The sequence below is a fragment of the Ruegeria sp. A3M17 genome (genome assembly GCF_003318255.1).
Classification (GTDB): Bacteria; Pseudomonadota; Alphaproteobacteria; order Rhodobacterales; family Rhodobacteraceae; genus Ruegeria.
The window spans coordinates 120,854-142,492 of the sequence record NZ_QOCF01000035.1; the positions used below are offsets into that span (position 1 = coordinate 120,854).

Annotated in this window: 22 protein-coding genes; 12 read left to right on the forward strand and 10 right to left on the reverse strand. The window is 58.7% G+C overall.

Features of this window, described 5'->3' with window-relative positions; translation table 11 throughout:
• The first annotated feature begins 5 nt into the window (after nt 1-5).
• Genes DS906_RS19110 through DS906_RS19120 form a run of 3 tightly spaced genes read left to right on the forward strand, consistent with a single transcriptional unit; the run spans nt 6 to nt 3,537 of the window.
• Nucleotides 6-1,034: an ABC transporter permease gene (locus DS906_RS19110; RefSeq protein WP_113791658.1), complete on the forward strand. Its 1,029-nt coding sequence runs from the start codon at nt 6-8 to the stop codon at nt 1,032-1,034.
• Nucleotides 1,031-2,185, forward strand: coding sequence for an ABC transporter permease (locus tag DS906_RS19115; protein WP_113791659.1), 1,155 nt, complete (start codon nt 1,031-1,033; stop codon nt 2,183-2,185). Before DS906_RS19110 ends, DS906_RS19115 begins: the two co-directional genes overlap by 4 nt.
• Complete coding sequence (locus DS906_RS19120; protein ID WP_113791660.1) at nt 2,182-3,537, forward strand: CoA transferase; 1,356 nt, start codon at nt 2,182-2,184, stop codon at nt 3,535-3,537. The genes DS906_RS19115 and DS906_RS19120 overlap by 4 nt, the downstream gene beginning before the upstream one ends.
• A gap of 88 nt (nt 3,538-3,625) precedes the next feature.
• Here the strand turns inward: DS906_RS19120 and DS906_RS19125 are convergent, their stop codons facing one another.
• The gene (locus DS906_RS19125) at nt 3,626-6,001 is read right to left on the reverse strand and encodes a mechanosensitive ion channel domain-containing protein (RefSeq protein ID WP_113791661.1); all 2,376 of its coding nucleotides are present in this window, start codon (nt 5,999-6,001) and stop codon (nt 3,626-3,628) included.
• A 357-nt stretch (nt 6,002-6,358) separates the two neighbouring features.
• Here DS906_RS19125 and DS906_RS19130 point away from each other — a divergent pair, with 357 nt between their 5' ends.
• From DS906_RS19130 to DS906_RS19160, 7 genes are read left to right on the forward strand one after another with little or no spacing between them, the layout of a single operon-like run.
• On the forward strand, nt 6,359-7,573 hold the full coding sequence (locus tag DS906_RS19130; protein WP_113791662.1) for a glycosyltransferase family protein: 1,215 nt from the start codon (nt 6,359-6,361) through the stop codon (nt 7,571-7,573).
• Nucleotides 7,570-8,817: a glycosyltransferase family 4 protein gene (locus DS906_RS19135; RefSeq protein ID WP_113791663.1), complete on the forward strand. Its 1,248-nt coding sequence runs from the start codon at nt 7,570-7,572 to the stop codon at nt 8,815-8,817. Before DS906_RS19130 ends, DS906_RS19135 begins: the two co-directional genes overlap by 4 nt.
• Nucleotides 8,817-9,893: a glycosyltransferase family 4 protein gene (locus tag DS906_RS19140; protein WP_113791664.1), complete on the forward strand. Its 1,077-nt coding sequence runs from the start codon at nt 8,817-8,819 to the stop codon at nt 9,891-9,893. The genes DS906_RS19135 and DS906_RS19140 overlap by 1 nt, the downstream gene beginning before the upstream one ends.
• On the forward strand, nt 9,890-10,474 hold the full coding sequence (locus DS906_RS19145) for a histidine phosphatase family protein (protein ID WP_113791665.1): 585 nt from the start codon (nt 9,890-9,892) through the stop codon (nt 10,472-10,474). The genes DS906_RS19140 and DS906_RS19145 overlap by 4 nt, the downstream gene beginning before the upstream one ends.
• Nucleotides 10,471-11,613, forward strand: coding sequence for a glycosyltransferase family protein (locus DS906_RS19150; protein ID WP_113791666.1), 1,143 nt, complete (start codon nt 10,471-10,473; stop codon nt 11,611-11,613). The genes DS906_RS19145 and DS906_RS19150 overlap by 4 nt, the downstream gene beginning before the upstream one ends.
• On the forward strand, nt 11,610-12,365 hold the full coding sequence (locus DS906_RS19155) for a polysaccharide deacetylase family protein (RefSeq protein ID WP_113791667.1): 756 nt from the start codon (nt 11,610-11,612) through the stop codon (nt 12,363-12,365). The genes DS906_RS19150 and DS906_RS19155 overlap by 4 nt, the downstream gene beginning before the upstream one ends.
• 14 nt (nt 12,366-12,379) lie before the next feature.
• A complete protein-coding gene (locus DS906_RS19160) occupies nt 12,380-12,856 on the forward strand; it encodes a class I SAM-dependent methyltransferase (RefSeq protein WP_113791668.1) in 477 nt (158 codons plus the stop codon).
• Here DS906_RS19160 and DS906_RS19165 read toward each other — a convergent pair whose 3' ends face one another.
• A complete protein-coding gene (locus DS906_RS19165) occupies nt 12,857-13,996 on the reverse strand; it encodes an alpha-D-ribose 1-methylphosphonate 5-triphosphate diphosphatase (protein WP_113791669.1) in 1,140 nt (379 codons plus the stop codon).
• A gap of 52 nt (nt 13,997-14,048) precedes the next feature.
• Between DS906_RS19165 and DS906_RS19170 the strand changes: the two genes are divergently transcribed.
• Nucleotides 14,049-14,732, forward strand: coding sequence for a DUF1045 domain-containing protein (locus tag DS906_RS19170; RefSeq protein WP_113791670.1), 684 nt, complete (start codon nt 14,049-14,051; stop codon nt 14,730-14,732).
• Here the strand turns inward: DS906_RS19170 and phnN are convergent.
• The 7 genes from phnN to phnG form a co-directional block, all read right to left on the reverse strand.
• The gene (gene phnN / locus DS906_RS19175; protein ID WP_113791671.1) at nt 14,714-15,262 is read right to left on the reverse strand and encodes a phosphonate metabolism protein/1,5-bisphosphokinase (PRPP-forming) PhnN; all 549 of its coding nucleotides are present in this window, start codon (nt 15,260-15,262) and stop codon (nt 14,714-14,716) included. The two genes, DS906_RS19170 and phnN, sit on opposite strands and share 19 nt — an antisense overlap.
• Complete coding sequence (gene phnL / locus DS906_RS19180; protein ID WP_113791672.1) at nt 15,259-15,942, reverse strand: phosphonate C-P lyase system protein PhnL; 684 nt, start codon at nt 15,940-15,942, stop codon at nt 15,259-15,261. The genes phnN and phnL overlap by 4 nt, the downstream gene beginning before the upstream one ends.
• A gap of 24 nt (nt 15,943-15,966) precedes the next feature.
• Nucleotides 15,967-16,737 carry a phosphonate C-P lyase system protein PhnK gene (gene phnK / locus DS906_RS19185; protein WP_113791673.1) on the reverse strand — a complete coding sequence of 257 codons (771 nt, stop codon included), beginning with the start codon at nt 16,735-16,737 and terminating at the stop codon, nt 15,967-15,969.
• Complete coding sequence (locus DS906_RS19190) at nt 16,734-17,594, reverse strand: alpha-D-ribose 1-methylphosphonate 5-phosphate C-P-lyase PhnJ (protein ID WP_113791674.1); 861 nt, start codon at nt 17,592-17,594, stop codon at nt 16,734-16,736. The genes phnK and DS906_RS19190 overlap by 4 nt, the downstream gene beginning before the upstream one ends.
• Before the next feature lie 366 nt (nt 17,595-17,960).
• Nucleotides 17,961-19,052, reverse strand: coding sequence for a carbon-phosphorus lyase complex subunit PhnI (locus DS906_RS19195; RefSeq protein WP_113791675.1), 1,092 nt, complete (start codon nt 19,050-19,052; stop codon nt 17,961-17,963).
• A 3-nt stretch (nt 19,053-19,055) separates the two neighbouring features.
• A complete protein-coding gene (phnH, locus tag DS906_RS19200; RefSeq protein WP_113791676.1) occupies nt 19,056-19,631 on the reverse strand; it encodes a phosphonate C-P lyase system protein PhnH in 576 nt (191 codons plus the stop codon).
• Nucleotides 19,628-20,089: a phosphonate C-P lyase system protein PhnG gene (gene phnG, locus DS906_RS19205; RefSeq protein WP_113791677.1), complete on the reverse strand. Its 462-nt coding sequence runs from the start codon at nt 20,087-20,089 to the stop codon at nt 19,628-19,630. Before phnG ends, phnH begins: the two co-directional genes overlap by 4 nt.
• Nucleotides 20,090-20,192: 103 nt before the next feature.
• On the opposite strand from phnG, the gene phnF reads away from it, so the two are divergent.
• Entirely contained in the window at nt 20,193-20,903 is a 711-nt protein-coding gene (phnF, locus tag DS906_RS19210; RefSeq protein WP_113791678.1) for a phosphonate metabolism transcriptional regulator PhnF, read from the forward strand.
• 104 nt (nt 20,904-21,007) lie between these two features.
• Here the strand turns inward: phnF and DS906_RS19215 are convergent, their stop codons facing one another.
• Entirely contained in the window at nt 21,008-21,628 is a 621-nt protein-coding gene (locus DS906_RS19215) for a chloramphenicol acetyltransferase (RefSeq protein ID WP_113791856.1), read from the reverse strand.
• Nucleotides 21,629-21,639 lie beyond the last annotated feature (11 nt).

The following is a 21,639-nucleotide window of genomic DNA, read 5'->3' on the forward strand; positions in this document are numbered from 1 at the left end:
GCTAAATGGTAATGCTGCGCTACGCGGTGTATCGCTTTTTCACGATGCTGCTGACTTTGCTGGTGGTGTCGGTTCTGATCTTCGTGATCATCAACCTGCCGCCCGGCGATTATCTGAGCAATCAGATCGCGGAATTGCAGGCCTCGGGCCAATCCGCAGGTGTTGCCAAGGCTGAATTCCTGCGCGCAGAATACGCCCTGGATCGTCCCGTATGGGAACAGTACCTGGTCTGGATGGGATTCTGGCCCGGACCGCACGGGTTTGAGGGTCTCCTGCAGGGAAATTACGGTTGGTCTTTTGAATTCGACCGTCCCGTCGCCGAGATCGTTGGCGACACCCTATGGCTAACCGTTGTGGTCAACCTGGCCGCTATCCTGTTCGTTTATGCCGTTGCCCTGCCACTGGGCGTCCTCGCCGCAGCAAAATCGCGAACCTGGATTGACTATACGTCGGCCTTTGTTGGCTATCTTGGTTTGGCGACGCCCAACTTCCTACTGGCACTGATCCTGTTCTATTACGGACACCGCTACTTCAACCTGCCCATCGGCGGCCTGATGGACCCATCCTTCGAAGGTCAGCCAATGAGCTGGGAAAAGCTGAAGTCCATTCTTGTCCACCTGATCGTGCCGACTTTCGTCATTGGCACATCTGGCGCCTCGGCGATGATGCAGCGCCTGCGTGCGAACATGCTGGATGAACTGGGTAAACCTTATGTGGAAACGGCCATTGCCAAGGGTATGGCGCCATCGAGAATGCTGACAAAGTATCCGCTGCGCGTGGCGTTCAACCCCTTTGTTGCGGATATCGGGAATCTTCTGCCGTCGATGATATCCGGATCGGTTCTGGTGTCTGTCGTGCTTGGCCTGCAAACCATCGGCCCGACCTTGCTGACCGCACTCAAAACCCAGGACCAATTTCTGTCTGCCTTCATTCTGATGTTCGTGGCCTTGCTGACCCTGATCGGCACCATGATCTCTGATATCCTGCTGGTCATGTTAGACCCGCGCATTCGGTACGAGGGGCGTGAAGCGTGACCAAACACACCGACGGTCGCTTTGTCGACGATGCACCTTTCGACGCGGACGCCGCGCTGCAACAGTTAGAGCGCGCCGATCTGGACGCACCCAACTGGGTTCTGGTCTGGCGCAAGTTCAAAACCCATAAGCTGGGTTTGATTTCAGGCGTTTTTCTACTGTTCTGCTACCTGATGCTGCCCTTCGCTGGATTCATCGCCCCCTATGGGCCGAATGAGCGAAACGGCGAACACCTTTACGCCCCGCCACAAAGCATCAATTGGTTCCACGATGGCTCCTTCATTGGCCCGTATGTCTATCCGATCGTGGCCGAAGCCGATCTTGAGACCTTTCAGTGGAAATTCGTAGCCGATACGGAAGATCCTCGCGCAATCCGCTTTTTCTGCGAGGGGGCCGAGTACAGGCTTGCCGGGCTGGTGAAATCAGACACCCACCTGTTCTGCGCGCCAGAGGGCGCAACGCTGTTCCTTTGGGGGTCCGATCGTCTGGGCCGCGATGTGTTCAGCCGCATTCTATACGGCGCGCAGCTGTCGCTGACGGTCGGGCTGATCGGCATTTCGGTATCGTTCACCCTTGGCATCTTTTTTGGATCAATCGCCGGGTATTTCGGCGGCAAGATCGATTGGGTCATCAACCGCGTGATCGAGGTCTTGCGCTCGCTACCTGAACTGCCGCTCTGGCTTGCCCTATCGGCGGCGGTGCCCTCAAACTGGAGCCCGGTTGCTGTTTTCTTCATCATCTCGATCATCCTCGGGATTCTCGATTGGCCTGGCCTCGCCCGTTCTGTGCGCGCGAAATTCTTGTCCCTCAGGGAAGAAGAATACGTCCGTGCCGCCGAGATGATGGGTGCAAGCTCTGGCCGTGTCATCCGCAAGCACCTGCTGCCGAACTTCATGTCTCACCTGATCGCCTCGGCTACGTTATCGATACCGGCTATGATCCTCGGGGAAACCGCGCTCAGCTTCCTGGGTCTTGGCCTGCGAGCCCCGGCCGTCAGCTGGGGCGTGATGTTGAACGATGCGCAGAACCTGGCCTCGATCGAGATCTACCCCTGGACGGCAATCCCGATGCTACCGATTATCGTTATCGTGCTGGCCTTCAATTTCCTGGGTGACGGGCTGCGTGACAGTCTGGATCCATACCAGCAATGAGCTTGATTTCAGCCCTTCCCGCAACCGACGGATACCGTAAAACGGGCACTGGGGCTTGGTCCAGTGTCTATGCGGCATCTGAACTGGCGACGGCAACTTTTGGCGCGGTGGGTCAGGAACTGGCACGTCTGACGACGGCGCTGAACCTGTCGCCCAGCGCACCGGACGTGTCTGTGGATCACCGGCTGGCCTCGCTTTGGTATCAATATTCTTTCAAGCCCAACGGTTGGGAGATGCCCAACCTCTGGGATGCAGTCGCGGGCGACTACCAAACTGCGGATGGTTGGATCAGGCTGCACACCAACCTGCCCCGCCACCGGGCGGCGGCACTTAAAGTTCTTGAGGTCAAAGCAGATCGGGACGCGGTCTCTCAGGCGGTGCGGCGATGGTCCGCCAGCGAGCTGGAATCGGCAATCGTGGCCCAGGGTGGCGTTTCCGCAGCCATGCGCAGCCGGGCAGTGTGGTTAGAGCATCCGCAAGGTCGGGCCGTGTCCCGCGATCCACTGATCGGTTGGCACAGCCCGCGACAGATCAAACTGCGAGATCGATCCGAGGCTACGGCTGAGCGCCCTTTGGCAGGGCTGCGCGTCCTCGACCTGACGCGCGTGCTGGCTGGGCCGGTTTCAACGCGAACCCTCGCCGGTTTTGGTGCTGACGTTCTGCGTGTCGACCCGCCCGGTTGGGACGAGCCCGGTGTCATACCCGACATCTCATTGGGTAAATCCTGCACTTACCTCGATCTGAAATCGCCCTCAGGTTTGGAAAAGCTGAAGGAGTTGCTGTCACAGGCCGATGTGTTCGTCCATGGGTATCGCCCCGGTGCTTTGGATGCGCTCGGCCTGACCAAGGCCAAGCGCGATGAATTGGCCCCAAACCGGGTCGAAGTCACATTGGACGCTTATGGCTGGCAGGGCCCATGGGCCGCGCGGCGCGGATTCGACAGCCTTGTCCAGATGAGCGCAGGCATCGCGGATGCAGGCCGTGACTGGGCGAATGCGGACAAACCAACTCCGTTGCCGGTTCAGGCGCTCGATCATGCAACCGGCTATCTGATGGCCGCCGCCGTGCTGTCCGCCTTGGCTGAGGCCGCCTCGGGGAACGCGATCATGCTGGGCCAGCTCTCTCTTGCGCGCACGGCCGAGTTGTTGGCCATTCTCGGCAAGTTCGACACGAAAGAGGTCATCACCGGTGCCAGTCCGTCAGACTACAGCCAAGCTCTCGAAGAATCTGGCTGGGGCTCCGGTCACCGCCTGAAACCTGCTCTGACCGTTGGCGACGCCAAGATGTTCTGGGACAAGCCTGCACCTAAACTAGGCACGTCGGCTCCGGTCTGGGCCACGGCCTTCACCTAAACCAACCGCCGCGCAGTACGCGCGGCCCGGCCCAACGCTTTGGGTCACGTCTCGCCAGAGACGTCACCCAAAGAGGCGCGAGAACCCGTCAGCGATCGTCCCCACCCGGACCGATATCGTCCAGATAATCCTCGTCAATCGCCGCCTGCACCGCACCCGTCACAGCTTCGCGCTGCTTGGGTGTCAGATCCTCGGGGTCCTTGCCTTCGGCCAGGCGCACGGTGACCTCACGGTGTGCGAACTTGATGCCTTCGCGGGCGAACAATTCGCGGATATCCTGATAGACTTTCTTGCGCACCAGCCATTGATCGCCCGGCTTGGTCATGAACTTGACCCGAATGATCATCGCAGAGTCCTGCATTTCGATCACGCCTTGCGACTTCAGCGGCTGGATAAAGTTGTCGCCGATCACCGGGTCGCTCAACAACTCTTGACCCAACTTCTTGATCAGCTTGCGCACCTTCTCGACATCGGTGTCATACGTCACCCGTAACGGCAGTTTCATGATCACCCAGTCGCGGGAATAGTTGGTCAGAACTTTGATCTCACCAAAGGGGATGGTGTTCAGCGCACCCAGGTGGTGACGCAATTGGAACGACCGGACCGAGATCTTTTCGACCGTTCCCTTCACGTCGCCGATGTCGATGTATTCACCCTTGCGGAACGCGTCATCCATCAGGAAGAACGCCCCCGAAAAGATATCGCGGACCAATGTCTGCGATCCAAAGCCCACGGCCAGGCCCACGACACCAGCACCCGCGAATAGCGGACTGACATTGATACCCAATTCCATCAGGGCAATCAGCGCTATGGTCACAACAACTACGGCCAGAATGGCCCCGCGGAACAAAGGCAACAATGTTGCAAGGCGGCTTTGCCCACCTTCTCCGCCTTCATCGCCCAGCTCAGCCTCACCACCGCCGTCGTCAATCTCCTGCGCGATCTTCGAGTCGATCCCGATACGGAAAAAATGGAACAGGATATAGCCCATGAAGAGGATCACCATCACATCCAGTGCCCGCTCGATCGGCAAGTCCTCGCTCCAGCTGGCATCCGGATTCCAGATGACCACCAGCGCATATAGACCGACAACAAAAGCCAGAATACCGGCAACCCGCCGCGCCAAATCTTCGTAGGTCAGGATCGAGTGCTTGCGCATCTCGGCCTGCGGCGTTTCGATCGCTTCAACCTCGGCATCCGCCTCATCACCATCGGCATTCATCGCGTCCAGCTGGTTGTTGCGATTGAAATACCGTTCCAGAAGATAGTTCATGGCCCCATAGGCAACCACGACCGACATGAAGATGGCATAGCTGCTGGCCACGATCGGGATCGAGTTTTGATTTTCCAGCACCAGGTCGACGGCCAGTTTGAACCAGCTGAACACCATGTAAAGGATCAGCACCGGCGCCCATGCGAACGAGATTAGGCGCAGAATCCACGACACCTGATCCGGTGATCGCCCGCCGCGGATAGCGTTCGAGATGGCGCGGGCGTTGAACAGGATCATCAGGACATTGCCGATCGCACCAAACATGGTCAGGCCGCCATAGACCAAGGCGTAGACGTTATAGTTCAGCCCAAAATCAGCTACCCAAGTGGCAAAAAGCACCACGGTAATGTCGTAGGTCGCCAGCGCCGAGGCCCAAATATACAGGCGTTTGGCGTCACGATCCGAGAAAGGCGGCAGGCGGTATTGGCTCAGATACGGCGATAGAACCATACGCCACAGATCAGACACCGTACGCGACAAGAAGAAGGCGGTGAAAATTGCTGTGACCGTGAACTGGATCGAGATGTCCTCAGCCTCGCCGAAAAACACGAAACCGACGATAAGCGCCATCACCATGGCAAATATTGTGGCGCCTATCCCCATCAGGAACCGGAACACCAAAAACGGCATCTTCTCACGATAGCCTTGTGGATCTTCTTTGGATCGCGCGACGACGATTCGCTTTGCGATACGCTTGCCGTAGATTTCAATCGACAACCATCGTCCGATCAAAAGGAAGAGAACGTTCCAGAACAGGACCTCGACATAGGTCTGTATTCGGCCATCCGGGCTGGTCTGACGCAGGATGTATTCCACCTCGAAGATCGAATAAGGCAGCGCCTGAAGCCGTGAATTCATCGAGTCGCGAAATTTCGAAAACCGCTCCTGCGCTTTCATAAGCTGCGAACCGTCGCCCATCGGATCCCCGGGTGCAGCCTCCGGGGTGACACTGTTTTGCTGGCCGGAAGACACGATTTGCCCGGCGCTGTCGATGACGATCACACTGGCCCCGGCTTCGGTCGCGGAACGGATCGCAGTAGCCAGATCGCTGTCGCTGGCTGTTTCCGAGCTGCTGCCCCCGGCTGAGGGATACCCCGGTATCAGAGAGGTCTGCGCAACGGCACCGGTGACCAGCGCCAGAGTAAGGGACCAGATTACAAACGTTAATCCAGCCAGCAATGTTCGTGTCATCGGATATTATTCCAGTTCGCCATTCGTAACACAGGTTATCGAAGCCCGGTGGCGGGTTCAAATATTCAACCCCCGCAGCCTCAACATCGTATCAAGCCGTGTTCCCCGCACCATGCTATGAACAGAAGTGTTTGCAACCCGGAAAAAACTGAATATGACCAACCAGACGCTGTCATCATGACGGATGGGCAGGAAATTTGATGTAGAACAGGGCGCAGATGCGAAACCCACGGTTAGAATCGATACAAGCCGGTAACGACTGGTGGGATCAGTGATTTTGCACTCGGCTGAAAAAAATATATACGATACGGGTGCAAGCGCGCGGAGTTGCACCAGAACACTGAATTGGGCAAAGGCATGAGCCTAGGAAGACAAAACGATACAACCGGCCGTGCGCCGCGCATCTTGTTCTACAGCCACGATACGTTCGGGTTGGGTCACCTGCGCCGATCCCGTGCACTGGCTGGTGCGATGACGCAGGCTGACCCTTCGGCATCGGCGCTGATCCTGACCGGGTCACCCGTGGCCGGGCGGTTCACCTTTCCGCGTCGCGTCGACCACGTGCGTTTGCCAGGTGTGACCAAACGCGCCGACGGGTCTTATGCATCCCAAACAATTGGCATGGGCATCGAAGAAGTGACCGAGCTGCGGGCGGGTCTTATCCAGACGGCGGTTCAGCAATTCGATCCTGACGTTCTAATCGTCGACAAGGAACCAACCGGTTTCCGCAGCGAGTTGTTGCCCACCTTGGAAAATTTGCTGCGGTCCCGCCGCACCAAAATGGTCCTGGGCCTGCGTGACGTTCTGGATGAACCCGAAGTGCTGGCTGCCGAGTGGGAGCGGAAAGAAGCCATTGCGGCGACTGAGAGGTTCTACGACGAAATCTGGGTGTACGGCCTGCGCTCGATCTATGATCCGACCGAGGGCCTGCCGCTCAGCGCCGCCGCGCAGTCGCGCATCCATTGGACTGGTTATTTACGCCGCGATCTTGGGCCGATAGGCGATCCGCCGGAACAACCCTACATCCTGATTACGCCGGGAGGCGGCGGCGACGGCAAAGCCATGGTGAACCAGGTTTTGTGCGCCTATGAAAAAGACCCCAACCTGTCACCGCGCGCTGTCCTTGTCTACGGCCCCTTCCTGTCGGGCGAACTGCGGGAAGATTTCGAAACCCGTGTTGCTGCGCTGAATGGTCGGGTCACGGCTGTTGGCTTTGAATCGCAGATCGAAACGCTGTTTGCCGGCGCTGCAGGTGTGGTCTGCATGGGCGGCTACAATACGTTCTGCGAGGTGCTCTCGTTCGACAAACGCGCCGTCATCGTTCCGCGCACAACACCGCGGCTGGAACAGTGGATCCGCGCCTCACGCGCCGAGGGTCTGGGTCTTGTCAGAATGCTGGACGAAAACCGTGACGGGTTAACGGCGGACGCGATGATTGAGGCTATTCGCAATCTGCCCGATCAGCCCCTGCCTTCTCAGGCAATCCGCGACGGCCTGCTGGATGGTCTGGACTATGTCACAAGCCGCGTGGACGCGCTGCTTGGTGGGGAACGGGAACGAGCCACCGGATGACTTCAGGAAAACCCAAGCTCGCGGTGCTGGTCAAAGGATGGCCGCGCCTTTCCGAGACGTTTATCGCACAGGAACTGGTCGCCTTGCAGGACGCGGGCCACAGCTTTGACATCTGGTCCCTGCGCCACCCGACCGACATCAAACGCCACCCGCTGCATGACCGGTTCAAGGGAAAGGTCCACTACTTGCCCGAGTACCTGTACGAAGAACCTGATCGCGTCTGGGCCGCGCGCCACCTCGCGCAGACCCTGCCCGGCTATGCCGAGGCTCACAAGGTCTGGCGCACTGACCTGCGGCGCGACCCGACACATAACCGCATCCGGCGTTTCGGGCAGGCCTGTGTTCTGGCCGCCGAGCTGCCCGATGAAACGCAGGTGATGTATGCGCATTTCATGCATACACCATCGTCGGTCGCACGCTATGCCGCCATCATGCGCGGTCTGCCCTGGAGCTTTTCGGCACACGCCAAGGATATCTGGACGTCACCCGACTGGGAGAAAGCCGAGAAACTGCAAGCCAGAACCCATGGTGCCGCTTTTGGCGCAACCTGTACTGCCATCGGGGCCGAACACTTGCGAAGTTTGGCCGATGATCCGGCTCGGGTCGATCTGATCTATCATGGCTTGGACCTGAACCGTTTTCCCGATCCGCCGACCCGCGCAGCTCGGACACCGGATGGGCCGTTTCACATGCTCTCAGTCGGTCGTCTGGTCGAGAAAAAGGGCTTTGATCGCCTGATAGATGCGTTTTCCCTGCTGCCGAGTTCACTGGATTGGCACTGGACGCATATTGGAGGCGGTGCGCTTGGTGATGCGCTGCGCGAACAGGCTGAGGCCCAAGGTATCGCGGACCGGATTACCTGGAAGGGGGCCTGTGACCAACCCGAAGTGATCGAGGCGATGCGCGCCTCTGATCTGTTCGTGCTGCCCAGCCGGATCGCAGATGACGGCGATCGCGACGGCTTGCCAAATGTTCTGATGGAGGCTGCGTCTCAGCTGTTGCCGATCCTGTCGACACCGGTTTCCGCCATTCCGGAATTCATAGAAACCGGGACGCATGGCGTTTTGTCCGACGACAACCCGGCCGCACTTGCCAGCGCGATCACCGAAATGGCCGCCGCTCCTGAGCGTACTGCATCTATGGCCAACGCTGCCTATTCCCGCCTGATTGCCGAATTCCGCATGGACCCGGGCATTGCCCTGTTGTCCAAACGGCTCAGCGCATTGGGCGCGGGCAAAGACTGATGGCCCGCGTCGCTTTTTTCTCACCGATGAAATCTCCGGACAGCCCGGTGCCATCGGGTGACAGGGAAATGGCGCGTAATCTGATCAGGGCGATCGGGGCGCAGGGGGATGAGGTCAATCTCGTCTCGGACTTGCGCATTTATGACAAAACGGGCGATCCGGCGGTTCAACAACGTCTCTGCTCCGAAGTCGATGCCGAAGCCTGGCGACTGATCACGGACATGACCCACGACACGGATTTGTGGGTGACGTATCACAACTACTACAAGGCCCCCGATCTGCTGGGCCCTAAAGTGTGCGCCGCTCGGGGCATCCCCTATGTGCAATTGGAAAGTACCCGTGCGACCAGCAGGTTACGCGGCCCATGGTCCGGCTTTGCGCAAGCCGCACATGAAGCCTGCGACGCAGCGGACGTCATTTTCTACCACACGGCCAACGATCTGATCACGCTGGAGCGTGAAAAATTCGAGGATCAGCGTCTGGTCGAATTGCCGCCCTTTTTGCCAATTTCGAGCCTGCCGCCCGCTTCCTCATGTGACGGGCCGATGCTGGCGGTGGGAATGATGCGGCATGGCGACAAACTGGCGTCATACCAGCTGCTGGCGCAGGCCCTGTCGCATTTGAACGGGGATTGGGCTTTGGATATTGCAGGGGATGGACCTGCTCGGGCTGAGATCGAAGACCTTATGACACCGTTTGGCTCGAAGGTCCGGTTTCTTGGGCAACTGGATCGTGACGCCTTGCAAAACATATACGCAAATGCGTCCATCTTGGTGTGGCCCGGCGTGAATGAGGCATATGGCATGATTTATCTTGAAGCGCAGGCCAGCGGAGTTCCGGTTGTTGCGCAGAACAGGCCCGGTGTCCGCGATGTTCTGGCGCCGACCGACTACCCCGCGGTCGATGCGGGACCCGAAGCGCTTGCTGCCAGGATACAGACGCTGCTTGGCGACCCTGCCCTGCGCCGTTCGCTTGGCGAGACGGCCCGAGAGTATATATCCAACCGCCACCTGATGCCCGCAGCAACCGAACGGTTCTGGCAGGCTGCGCGGCCTTTGATCGGAGGCACCGCATGAGACAACTTGCTCTTTTGCGCCACGGTCACACCCATTGGAACCGCGCAGGCCGTATTCAGGGCCGCAGTGACATTCCGCTGGACGATGACGCGCGTAACGAATTGGCCGGATATGAACTGCCCGAGCCGTGGAACAAAGCCGCGCTCTGGTCCAGCCCCCTGCAGCGCGCCAGCGAAACCGCAGCATTGGTAGCAGGGCGAGAGCCCACGGTGTCTGAAGCCCTGACCGAGATGAACTGGGGCGACTGGGAAGGCAAGCGCGGCGTCGACCTGATTGCGGATACCGACAGCGGATATCGCCATATCGAGGATTGGGGCTGGGACTATTGCCCGCCGAACGGCGAAAGTCCGGCGGAAGTGCGGGCGCGATTGCAACCCTGGCTGGACGGATTGCAGGGCGACACCGTCGCCGTGTGTCACATCGGGATCATGCGCGTCATTCTGGCCTCGGCCTGGGGATGGAACTTTGATGGCACCGCCCCGTTCAAGATCAAGCGCAACCGCCTTTATGTCATTGATCTGGATAGTTTTCAGCCGCAACCCGAACCGGTTCGACTGCTGCGACAAGGCCCCCGCGAATGAAGGTCATGATTGTTGTCACCCACCTGTTGGGCACCGGGCACCTGAGCCGCGCGTTGACGCTGGGCCGGGCCTTTGTCGCGGATGGGCATGATACCTTCGTGGTCTCTGGTGGGATGCCTGCTCCCCAATTGGACACGACCGAAATGACGTTGTTGGGACTGCCCCCTTTGCGCTCGGATGGCACTGATTTCACCCGTCTTTTGACACAAGCCGGAACGGTGGCGGATGAGGGGTACTTCGCGGCGCGCAAGACTGCTCTGGTTGAAGCAATTCGCAGCTTTGCACCGGATGTTCTGATCACCGAGCTTTATCCGTTTGGCCGCCGGTCTCTGGCAGGTGAATTTTCAGCCGCGCTAGAGGCGGCCCGTGATATGCGCCCGCGCCCGGTAATTCTGGGATCGATCCGTGACATTCTGGCACCGCCCTCGAAACCCTCAAAGTCAGAGCGGGCGGAGCAGATTATCGCAGATTATTACGACGGCATCCTTGTCCATTCGGACCAGAGCGTTGTGCCGTTGAACGTCAGTTGGCCTGTGTCTGAGCAGCTGGAGGGCCGCCTGTTCTACACGGGTTTCGTAGCTCCACTAGCCCCAACACCGCACAAGGATGCAACCGGCAAAGGCGAAGTGCTTGTCAGCGCAGGCGGCGGTTCGGTTGGTCAACCGATCTTTCACGCGGCCATCGAGGCCGCCCGAAAGATGTCCAACAGGCACTGGCGCCTGTTGATCGGCGGACAGGATGCAAATTCGCGCATTACCGAACTGCGGAAGCAAGTGGCGGATGCCCCTGTCACTTTGGAACCGGTGCGGCCCGATTTTCGCCAGATGCTGCCCCACGCGGCGGCTTCGGTCAGCATGTGTGGCTACAATACAGCATTGGATATTCTGCAGGCAGGAACCGCTGCCGTGTTTATCCCATTTGATGATGGCAATGAGGTCGAGCAGAGCCTGCGCGCCCGCACCCTTGCGGAAATGCCCGCCATAGATGTCATCCCAAGCAAAGATTTGAACGGAGATCTATTGGCCCAGGCCGTGGGTCGTGTGATTTCATCGGAACCTCGTCCGGTCTCAGATCAGGGGTTCGATGGTGCAGCGCAATCCGTGCGCATCGCCAAGGGACTTTTGGAGCGCCGCAGATGAGTGTTGACTGGCGCAGTTTGACGGATGAGCTGGATATCTGGCGTCAACAAGGACTGGCGCTGCCTTTGTGGTGGCGCGACGATGACGCGGTTTCCACAACGCCGCAACTCGACCATTTGTCCACGATGTCAGACCACCTTGGGGTGCCCGTTCATCTGGCGATCATCCCCCGCGATGCCCAAGACCTGCTGATCGAATATGTAACTTCCCATCCAAACCTAATCCCGGTCGTGCACGGTTGGGCCCATCAGAACCACGCACCACCGGATGAAAAGAAATCCGAATTCCGCCTGCACCGGCCAATGGACGATATCACTGGGGATATCGGCTCAGGGATATCGCGGCTGCGCACCCTGTTTGCAGATCGATTGTGCCCGATGTTCGTGCCGCCATGGAACCGCATAGCGCCAGAAGTGGTTCAGGAATTGCCCGCAGCGGGGTATCGTATCTTATCGACCGCCACACCACGGTCCAGCCCGCAGGCAGCGCCTGGATTGGCCCAGATCAACACGCATCTGGATCCAATCGACTGGCGCGGATCACGCGGACTGGCCGACCAGGACATGTTGATCGCGAAAACCACTCAGCTGCTGCAAGATCGCCGCGTGGGTCGCGCAGACAACACCGAGCCCTTTGGCATCTTGACCCACCATCTGGTTCATGATGAGGACATCTGGGCCTTTACCCACGACCTGCTGAACCGGCTGCTGAACGGGCCGGGCTTTGTCTGGTCAGCCCCCCAAGCCGATTGAAAACGGAGATCTGAATGAGCCGACTGGATTCCATGCTGCGCCGCCTGACCGCACAACGTGACGGTTTGAATTGGGCTGTCGATCAGATCGCAGACACTGCGGGCGACGTGCTGGATATGGGCCTTGGAAACGGGCGCACTTATGATCACTTGCGGGAAATTCTGCCGGATCGGAGGATCTGGGTCATGGACCGCGTGCTTCAGTGCCATCCGTCCAGCACACCGCCAGCAGAGGATTTTTTGCAGGGTGAGGCCGAGCCGATGCTGCAGAAGCTGGCAGAAGGTGGACCCAGGATCGCTTTCGGTCACTACGATTTCGGGCGAGGTGTCAAGGAAGAGGACGTTGCCGAAGCCGCGCGCCTCAGCCCACTGATTGCGCAGGTGATGTTGCCCGGTGGTCTGCTAATCTCGGGCCAACCTTTGGTTGGCTTTGAACAGATCAGCGGCCCGGACACCATCGCGCCGGACCGTTACTTGTTCTACAGGGCCTGATCAGGCCACGCGCCGTCCGCGGGACCAAACGCCATTCAACGCAGGGGTGCCTTCGCGCATCCGGAACCGGATGACGTCCGCACGTGCACCCGCCCGCAACTCACCACGATCATCCAGCCCAACGACCTCTGCCGGTGTCTTTGTCACGGTTTTCAGACCGCGGGCAAAATCGCCCCACATCTCGCCCAGTTTCACAGCAGACAGCAACAATGCGGATGGCACATAGTCCGAGGACAATATGTCGAGATGACCCAGCTGCGCCAATTCATGCGCAGCGACATTGCCGGAATGCGACCCGCCTCGGATCACATTGGGTGCGCCCATCATCACCTTGATACCATGATCATGACAGGACTGCGCAGCCTCGACTGTGGTCGGGAACTCGGCAAGGGTGATTCCGTGACCGGCCGATACGCGCACCTGTTCGTCCGTCGTGTCATCATGGCTGGCCAGCATCGCACCAAACCGTTTGGCCGCCTTTACCGTCTCTACCTCGTGCAGATCACCATAGCGGTCGCGCATCGCCTTAAGGTCGGCCACGTGTTGCAGAAATCCATCTCCCTCAAGCCCCAGTTTGCCTTTCAGATAAGCTTCCAGTTTCGACAAATCGCGGAACTGCCGTTGTCCGGGCGTGTGGTCCATGAGTGAGACCAGACCAACACGGTCTTCGGGCCCAAATTCGTTTAATTCTTCGGCCAGGGTTTCCGAGCAGACCTCGGCCCGCAAATGCAGAAAATGGCTGATCTTCAGCGCATCCTGTTCCCGCAACTGCCACAGCTCACGCGACAGACCGCGCGCGTATTTGACATAGCGTTGCCCGGACGGGATCGAGCCTATCCGCATCGCGTCGAAAACAGTCGTGATCCCGGTACTGGCCAGTTCGGCATCATGGGCCAGAATAGCGGCTGCATGAGGCCAGTCGACCTTGGGTCGCGGCTGAATGTGACGCTCAAGGTTGTCGGTGTGCAGTTCGACCAGACCGGGGCAAACATAATCGCCTTCGCAGTCAATTGCACCAGCGGGAACAGTTGCGCCGGTCGCGACCTCGGCAATCGCATCCCCTACAATCCGAATGCTGCCCGCGATCGTCTCATCGGGAAGAATAAGCGTGGCATTGGCAAGTATCATTTCTTCTGTCATCTGAACTTCACAAGGTTTGAGCTATTGGGAAGGCCACGCATAGGAGGCCAATGTGACATTCACGCGATACGCGATCTATTTTGCGCCACCGGCTCAGGCCGAATGGACAAGCTTTGCGACCAAATGGTTGGGCTGGGACATGGAAACCGGAACTGAAGTTGCGCATCCAGTCATTGACGGCGTGGACGTCGCAGCCGCGACCGATGTTCCGCGAAAATACGGCCTTCACGCGACGTTGAAGCCACCATTTCGCCTGAACAAGGGGCAATCTCTGACCGATTTGCAAGACGCCTGCAAACGGTTGGCCGAAATGCAACCGCCCGTCACGCTGGACAGGCTTGAGATCGCCCGGCTGGGTCGTTTTCTGGCCCTGCGGCCCTTGGGCGATACCGACGCGCTGAACGCGCTTGCAGCGGCTTGCGTCCGCGAACTTGACGGCTTTCGCGCCCCCACGTCCGCCGCGGAACTGGACCGCCGACGTGCCTCGGGCCTGACGCCGGAACAGGACGCCAACCTGCTGCGTTGGGGTTACCCTTACGTGATGGACACGTTCCGTTTTCACATCACCCTTAGCGGAAAGCGGGACAAACCCACGCTGAAAACCGTTAAGGCCGCATTGGAGGACCATCTGGTCCCCCTGCTGCCCGCCCCGTTTCAGGTTAAGGATCTGGCGCTTATGGGCGAAGCCGAAGATGGGAGGTTTCATCTGATCCATCGCTACGCCCTTTCCGATTGAAGCCCGGCAAGGGTCGCATCAATCGTGACTTCCAGCGGCCCGGAGTTATCAACTTCGATCACACGGTTCAGGCCGTCGGGCAAGGGCATACCAGCCCGTCCCAGACGACGCGCCTGATCAGAGGCGCTTTCCCGCCCGCGTACAGAAAGGCGCTTCGCCAGCACCTCGGGATCAGCTGTCAGCGAAACCACGATCAGGTCCCCAAAAACCTCCTGCGCGTTCAACAAAACCGAACGGGACAGATTGACCAACAGCGTGTTAGCCGATTGCCGTTGGTCTTCGATTTCAATCGGGATACCATAGTGCAGCCCGTGCGCGCTCCAGTGCAACGCAAAGGCTCCATCCAGCACCATCTGCTCGAAGATTTCGACCGACACCCGGTCGAAATCTTCACCTACTTCGCCTTCGGGGCGGGTAATCACCCGGCGAACCCGCAGGAAACCCGGCGACCGCGCGACCAACGCCTCCATGACGCTGTCTTTGCCCACACCTGACGGACCAACAACCGCGATAATCGGTGCAGCGTTCATGCGGCCATTCCTGGAGTGAATTCGGACACGTTGATCTCGCGATCACAGACCCGGCTGCGCGCTTCGATATCGTGGAAGATGCCAACAATCGCCGCGCCGCGTGCTTTGGCCTCTTCAATCAAAGACAGCACCGTTTCACGATTTTGCGCATCCAGTGAGGCAGTCGGTTCATCCAACAGCATCGCAGGGTAATCATGCGCAAAGCCACGTGCGATGTTCACCCGCTGCTGCTCACCGCCTGAAAAAGTGGTCGGGCTCAGGCTCCACAGTCTTTCGGGAATGTTCAACCGCCCCAACAAACCCGCCGCCTTATCCAGCGCCGCTTGCTTGTCGCAGCCAACGGCCAACAGCGGCTCGGCCACCACCTCAAGCGTCGGAACTCTGGGAACAACACGCAGGAACTGACTGACGTAGCCAAGCGTCTCACGCCGCAACGCCAGAATTTCACGCGGTTCGGCCCTGGCAACGTCGAGATCACCGACAAGAACCCGACCTGATGCGGCCAGGTAATTCCCATAGATCACCCGCATCAGCGTTGATTTGCCTGCGCCCGAGGCCCCGGTCAGGGCGACGCATTCACCTTCGGCGACTTTCAGCGATGCACCCTGCATCACCGGAATTACGGCGCTACCCTGATTATGCAGGGTAAAACTTTTGCTGACATTGATAAGCTCAATCATAGCACTTCATCTTTTTCCAAATACTCAAACCTGCAGAACGCTGGACACGAGCAACTGCGTGTAGGCATGTTGCGGATCGTCCAGAACCTGATCGGTCAACCCGGCCTCGACCACATGACCGCTTTTCATCACCATCAGCCGATCCGCCAGCAGGCGCACGACGGCAAGGTCATGGGTGACGATGATCGCGCTCAGCCCCATCTCACGCACCAAACCGCGCAACAGATCCAGCAAACGTGCCTGAACGGAAACGTCCAGCCCGCCGGTTGGTTCATCCATGAACACCAGGCGCGGCCCCGTGACCAGATTGCGGGCGATCTGCAATCGCTGCTGCATCCCGCCAGAAAAGGCCGACGGTCGGTCATCCACACGGGATTCCTCAATCTCAACCCGGCCCAACCAGTCGATCGCACGGTCCCGGATGTCGCCATAGTGACGATCCCCCACCGCCATAAGACGCTCACCAATATTGCCGCCAGCACTGACCGACATCCGCAGGCCGTCTCGCGCATGCTGATGTACAAAGGCCCAGTCCGTACGGCCCAGCATCCGACGTACCGGTTCGGACATGGTGACCGTATCCACTGGACCATCAGCGCGGGTGTCAAAGATCACCTGCCCTGCATCGGGTTCCAGATGACCGGCCATGCAATTCAACAGGGTCGACTTGCCCGATCCGCTTTCACCCACGATCCCCATCACTTCTCCAGGGAAGAGATCAAAACTCACATCCGCGCACCCGATCCGCGCGCCATAGCGCTTTTCGATGCCTTTGACCTGCAATAGGGGGGTCATGCCGTATTCTCCTCGACCAGTCGGCCAACATGGCCCGCCTCGCGGCGAGACCGGCAATAATCAGTGTCGGAACAGACGAACATCCGGTTGCCCGCATCATCCATGATCACTTCGTCGAGATAGCTATCTTCTGCCCCGCACAGATCGCATGGGTGATCGGCCTTGGTGGCCTCAAACGGGTAATCCTCGAAATCCAGACTGACGACCTTGGTATGCGGCGGAACCGCGTAAATCCGCTGTTCACGTCCCGCACCAAACAGCTGGATCGCGTCCATCTCAAGTTTTGGGTTGTCGAATTTCGGGATCGGCGACGGATCCATCACATAGCGGTCCAACACTTTCACCGGATAGGCATATGCGGTCGAAATCGCCCCGTGCTGGCTGATGTCCTCGTACAGCTTCACATGCATCAGCCCATATTCTTCAAGGCTATGCATCTTGCGTGTCTCGGTCTCACGCGGTTCCAGAAAGCGCAGAGGTTCCGGGATCGGCACCTGATAAACGATGATCTGATCCTCACGTAGCTTCGCCTCGGGGATGCGGTGGCGGGTCTGGATGACTGTGGCTTTTTCGGTTTCCTCGGTCGTTTCCACACCTGCCGTGTTCTCAAAGAACTTGCGGATCGACACAGCATTGGTGGTGTCATCGGCACCCTGGTCGATCACTTTAAACGTGTCCTCGGGCGTCAATGTAGCGGCTGAGACCTGCACTCCACCGGTGCCCCAGCCATATGGCATCGGCATTTCACGGCTGGCAAAAGGGACCTGATAACCGGGCACAGCCAGACCTTTCAGAATGGCGCGACGGATCATTCGCTTGGTTTGTTCGTCCAAATATGCGAAGTTATACTCATTCATTTTGATGTATCACTTTGTTTTTGGTGTTTTTGTGGACGTATTTCTGTTGGGCGCACTGTTATTGGCGCTATTGGTGTATCTTTTCTTTCACTCTCGTCATGCGAAGCGACGACGTCGTGCGCAAAAGCGGGATCCAAATGGCGAATGGAGTACGGTTGGCGCGCGCACGGACTCGCCGCCCGGTAGAAACCTGCGACGCCCGTAAGGTAGGTTTGGCAATTCTTCAGCCTAGTTTGCCCAAGTGGGGATGCAGACGCAGTCCAGCTCATAAGCGACCCCTTGCACAAAGCTCGACCGCCAACGCGTTGACCCGTGCGTGGAGTTGCCAGTCGAGCAGCAGATCACCGATATTGAACACGGCAGCCATCATTCTGCAGCCTCCTTTGGCGTGATCCGTTCTTCGGCTTCGCGGCGCAGTTTGCGGACCAGTTCCAACTCGGACTGGAAGTCCACGTAATGCGGCAGTTTGATATGTTCGAGGAACCCGGTCGCCTGAATGTTGTCCGCGTGGCTGAGGACGAATTCCTCATCCTGTGCGGGGGCACCCAAATTGTCTTCGCCCAACTCTTCCCAACGTAGGGCGCGATCCACCAGAGCCATCGCGATGGATTTCCGTTCAGACTGACCAAACACCAAACCATAGCCACGGGTGAATTGCGGGGGTTCCGTCTTGGAACCCTTGAACTGGTTCACCGTCTCGCATTCGGTCAATTCGATTTCGCCGATGTCGATGGCGAAACCCAGCTCCGGGATGTCCATTTCCACTCCGACCTTACCGATCCGCAGCTCACCGACGAATGCATGGTTGCGGGCGTAACCGCGTTGGGTGGAATAGGCCATGCCCAGCACAAACCCCTCATCCCCGCGGGTTAAGGATTGCAGACGCAACGGGCGGTTCGACGGAAACTCCATCGGTTCGCGGGTCAGATCACCCGGGGTGGTGTCACTGGCGGGTTCATCCTGAATGATGTCCTCGCCCTTCAGGAATTCAGTGATATGCGGCGTCGCCTCGGTGCGGGGTTGTGCCGTAAGCGCAGCCGGAACCTCACCTTCGGCGGCCAATTTGAAGTCCAGCAAGCGGTGCGTGTAATCAAAGGTTGGCCCCAGCACCTGCCCGCCCGGCGCATCCTTGAACGTGGCCGAAATCCGGCGATCACACGCCATTTCACCGGTCTTAACCGGGTTCGAATAGCCAAATCGCGGCAATGTCGTCCGGTAGGCCCTGATCAGAAAGATCGCCTCGATCAAATCGCCACGCGACTGCTTGATTGCCAGGGTCGCCAAATCGGGGTCGTACAAGGACCCCTCGGCCATCACACGATTGACCGCCAGACCCAGCTGTTCCCGGATTTGGGCGATGCTCAGTTCGTCAATATCGGTTGCGCCGCGTCTTTCTTCAGCCAACCAGGCATGTGCGTTTTCGATGGCCGTCTCGCCACCCTTGACTGCAACATACATTGCCTAGGCCTCCACATTGATCTGAGTACTGCGCGGCAGGGCCGCCACCCGGTCGCTGCAGGTAAAAAAGAAGTCACATCCAAGCGGGTACAAAGCCGCGTTGGCCTGCAATGCCGGAGCATCCGGCAAGGACAGCCGCGCAGTGTCTTTGATCCCCGGACCACTTAGAATGGCACCTGCTTGTTGCAGCGCGTCACATTCAACAATCAAGGTGGTCGACCGATCCGGGTATTCTGCGGTACCGATACGATATGTGCTCAATGGGCTGAGCTCGGCCCAGCTCCCTACGGCAAAATCTGCACCAGCAGCCTGTGAAATGGGCGCACCTGTGTGAAAGGTCAGCCACTCGCGCAACGCATCGGTGTTGAACGCGCCCGCCAGATGGACCTTTGTCTCGGGGTCACACAAAGTCAGCAGCAAGGTTCCCGCTGCGATCGACAAGGGCTTTGGCGGTTGCGCACCCTTCAGGTCACGGATTTCTCCGGGTCGGGCCATCACGGTCATAGCGGCGCGGAATGCATGCGCGGCCTGGACAGGTGCGTTCTGAAAACCCCCGGAAAACTGGGTCTGCGCCGTCATGTGTCCTCTCCCCTTACCATGGTGAAAAACTCAACCTTCGTCGCTGCGGCTTTGGACGCCCGATCTGTTCTGTCGGTCTGCATCTGACCCTTGAGCGGCGCGATCACTTGGTCATGAACTGCACCCGCAGCCGAGGTCTGCATCAAGGCATCAATCAACGCAGCCGCCTGCGCCTTGGGCTTGGACCGGCCCTGCACGTATCCATGCCCAACCGTTCCATCGTGCAGCACCAGGGAACACCGTGTGACGGTCATTTCGCCAAGGTTGAACCGAGCACCGGTGCCACCAGTGCGCCCGCGTACCATGACGCCACCCACTTCTGGGCTGCGCAGCCATTCAAAATTCGGGCGTCCTTCGTACTTATCCCAAAGGGGCATCAGCGCACTTTCAGGCGCACGCGCCAGTAGGCCCATCCAGTCCTGCCGCGTCGCCTTAGAATTATTTGTTTGATCTGTCATCAAAGCCTCTTGGCCAGGTTGTCTACTTAGACTATACAACTAGACAAATACTACATCCCGTTGCTTGGGCTGGCAATCCGCAACCTTGTGAAGATTTGATGACATGAGAAAAACACCCGTCTGGAAAAGCATCGCGCTGAACCTGACATCCGACATTGCAGAAGGTCGCTACAATACTGGCGACCGCCTACCGACCGAGGCACAATTGGCGGCAAAACACGGGGTCAACCGCCACACGGTACGGCGTGCACTGTTGGATCTGGCGGACCAAGGTCTGGTGCATGCCCGTCGCGGCGCCGGTGTCTTTGTGGCGGCCCGTCCGACCGATTATGCCATCGGCAAGCGCGTCCGATACCACAAGAGCATCTCGGCCAGCGGTAAAATCCCCGGCAAAAAGATCCTGACACTCACAACGCGCGCCGCAGATGAAACTGAAGCGAAGGCTTTAGAAATCGCTTCAGGCGATCAGGTGAACGTATATGACGGACTGTCTCTGGCGGATGGGCAGCCGATCGGGCTGTTCCAAAGTGTCTTTCCCGCAGACCGCTTGCCCGGCATTCTTGAGGCGCTGTCCGAAACCGAATCAGTAACGAAGGCTTTGCAGCACTGCGGTGTGAAGGACTATACCCGCGTCTCGACACGCCTGACTGCGCGCGCGGCGACAGCAACACAAGCCCTGCACCTGCGATTGACCGAAGGTGCACCCGTTCTTTATTCCGTCGGCGTGAATGCAGATTCGAATGGTCTACCGGTTGAATTCGGGCGCACCGTGTTTGCCGGAGATCGGGTCACCCTGACCCTGAACGAGGACTAGGCCGCAACGACCCTCCCGCCCGTCTCGACCTCCTGAACGAGGTCTCATCCCGTTGGTCATAGCCAATGCGGGTGCGGGCACGGGAGGTTTCGGTTCTTGCCTATTCAAGTCAGCTCGTATTTTTCCAGGAAAGCCTCGGCGCTCAATATTCGGAAATCCGGCAGGGCCGCGCGCAGACGGGCATTGTCCCAATCCCACCAGGCCAGGTCCATCATCCGCTCAGCCACGCCAACCGGATAACGGTTGCGGATCGGTTTGGCCGTAACGCCGCCCACAATTGTATAAGGCGCAACGTCCTTGGTGACGACAGACCCCGAGGCGACCACCGCGCCGTGCCCAATGGTCACTTCAGGTTTGATAATTGCCGCATGTCCAATCCAGGTATCATGGCCGATCCGGGCGGCGCGACTGGCGCGATGATTGAACCAATCCGCATCATCCTCGGCATCATCCCAGTAATCTGCCGAGCGATACAGGAAGTGATGCAATGACGCCTTTTCCGTCGGATGATCTGTCGCGCCTATCCGTGTGAAACTTGCGATATTGGCGAACTTCCCGATCTCGGCATTCGCAATGTCACAGGTCCGGTCGCAATACGAATAGTCACCGAAAGCAGAGTTCACAACGCGGCTTCCCGCACCAATTTCGACAAATTCGCCGAAGGAACCACCCGAGATTTGGCAATCAGGATGGATAAACGGTTGGTCGGAACGCAGTCGCGCCATGGTTTTGTGGT

Excerpts from the sequence above, each read along its gene's own strand:
- DS906_RS19110 (WP_113791658.1), top strand. The coding sequence starts at position 6 with ATGGTAATGCTGCGCTACGCGGTGTATCGCTTTTTCACGATGCTGCTG.
- DS906_RS19120 (WP_113791660.1), top strand. The coding sequence starts at position 2,182 with ATGAGCTTGATTTCAGCCCTTCCCGCAACCGACGGATACCGTAAAACG.
- DS906_RS19125 (WP_113791661.1), bottom strand. The coding sequence starts at position 6,001 with ATGACACGAACATTGCTGGCTGGATTAACGTTTGTAATCTGGTCCCTT.
- DS906_RS19130 (WP_113791662.1), top strand. The coding sequence starts at position 6,359 with ATGAGCCTAGGAAGACAAAACGATACAACCGGCCGTGCGCCGCGCATC.
- DS906_RS19135 (WP_113791663.1), top strand. The coding sequence starts at position 7,570 with ATGACTTCAGGAAAACCCAAGCTCGCGGTGCTGGTCAAAGGATGGCCG.
- DS906_RS19140 (WP_113791664.1), top strand. The coding sequence starts at position 8,817 with ATGGCCCGCGTCGCTTTTTTCTCACCGATGAAATCTCCGGACAGCCCG.
- DS906_RS19145 (WP_113791665.1), top strand. The coding sequence starts at position 9,890 with ATGAGACAACTTGCTCTTTTGCGCCACGGTCACACCCATTGGAACCGC.
- DS906_RS19150 (WP_113791666.1), top strand. The coding sequence starts at position 10,471 with ATGAAGGTCATGATTGTTGTCACCCACCTGTTGGGCACCGGGCACCTG.
- DS906_RS19155 (WP_113791667.1), top strand. The coding sequence starts at position 11,610 with ATGAGTGTTGACTGGCGCAGTTTGACGGATGAGCTGGATATCTGGCGT.
- DS906_RS19160 (WP_113791668.1), top strand. The coding sequence starts at position 12,380 with ATGAGCCGACTGGATTCCATGCTGCGCCGCCTGACCGCACAACGTGAC.
- DS906_RS19165 (WP_113791669.1), bottom strand. The coding sequence starts at position 13,996 with ATGACAGAAGAAATGATACTTGCCAATGCCACGCTTATTCTTCCCGAT.
- phnN (WP_113791671.1), bottom strand. The coding sequence starts at position 15,262 with ATGAACGCTGCACCGATTATCGCGGTTGTTGGTCCGTCAGGTGTGGGC.
- phnL (WP_113791672.1), bottom strand. The coding sequence starts at position 15,942 with ATGATTGAGCTTATCAATGTCAGCAAAAGTTTTACCCTGCATAATCAG.
- phnK (WP_113791673.1), bottom strand. The coding sequence starts at position 16,737 with ATGACCCCCCTATTGCAGGTCAAAGGCATCGAAAAGCGCTATGGCGCG.
- DS906_RS19190 (WP_113791674.1), bottom strand. The coding sequence starts at position 17,594 with ATGAATGAGTATAACTTCGCATATTTGGACGAACAAACCAAGCGAATG.
- DS906_RS19195 (WP_113791675.1), bottom strand. The coding sequence starts at position 19,052 with ATGTATGTTGCAGTCAAGGGTGGCGAGACGGCCATCGAAAACGCACAT.
- phnH (WP_113791676.1), bottom strand. The coding sequence starts at position 19,631 with ATGACGGCGCAGACCCAGTTTTCCGGGGGTTTTCAGAACGCACCTGTC.
- phnG (WP_113791677.1), bottom strand. The coding sequence starts at position 20,089 with ATGACAGATCAAACAAATAATTCTAAGGCGACGCGGCAGGACTGGATG.
- phnF (WP_113791678.1), top strand. The coding sequence starts at position 20,193 with ATGAGAAAAACACCCGTCTGGAAAAGCATCGCGCTGAACCTGACATCC.
- DS906_RS19215 (WP_113791856.1), bottom strand. The coding sequence starts at position 21,628 with ATGGCGCGACTGCGTTCCGACCAACCGTTTATCCATCCTGATTGCCAA.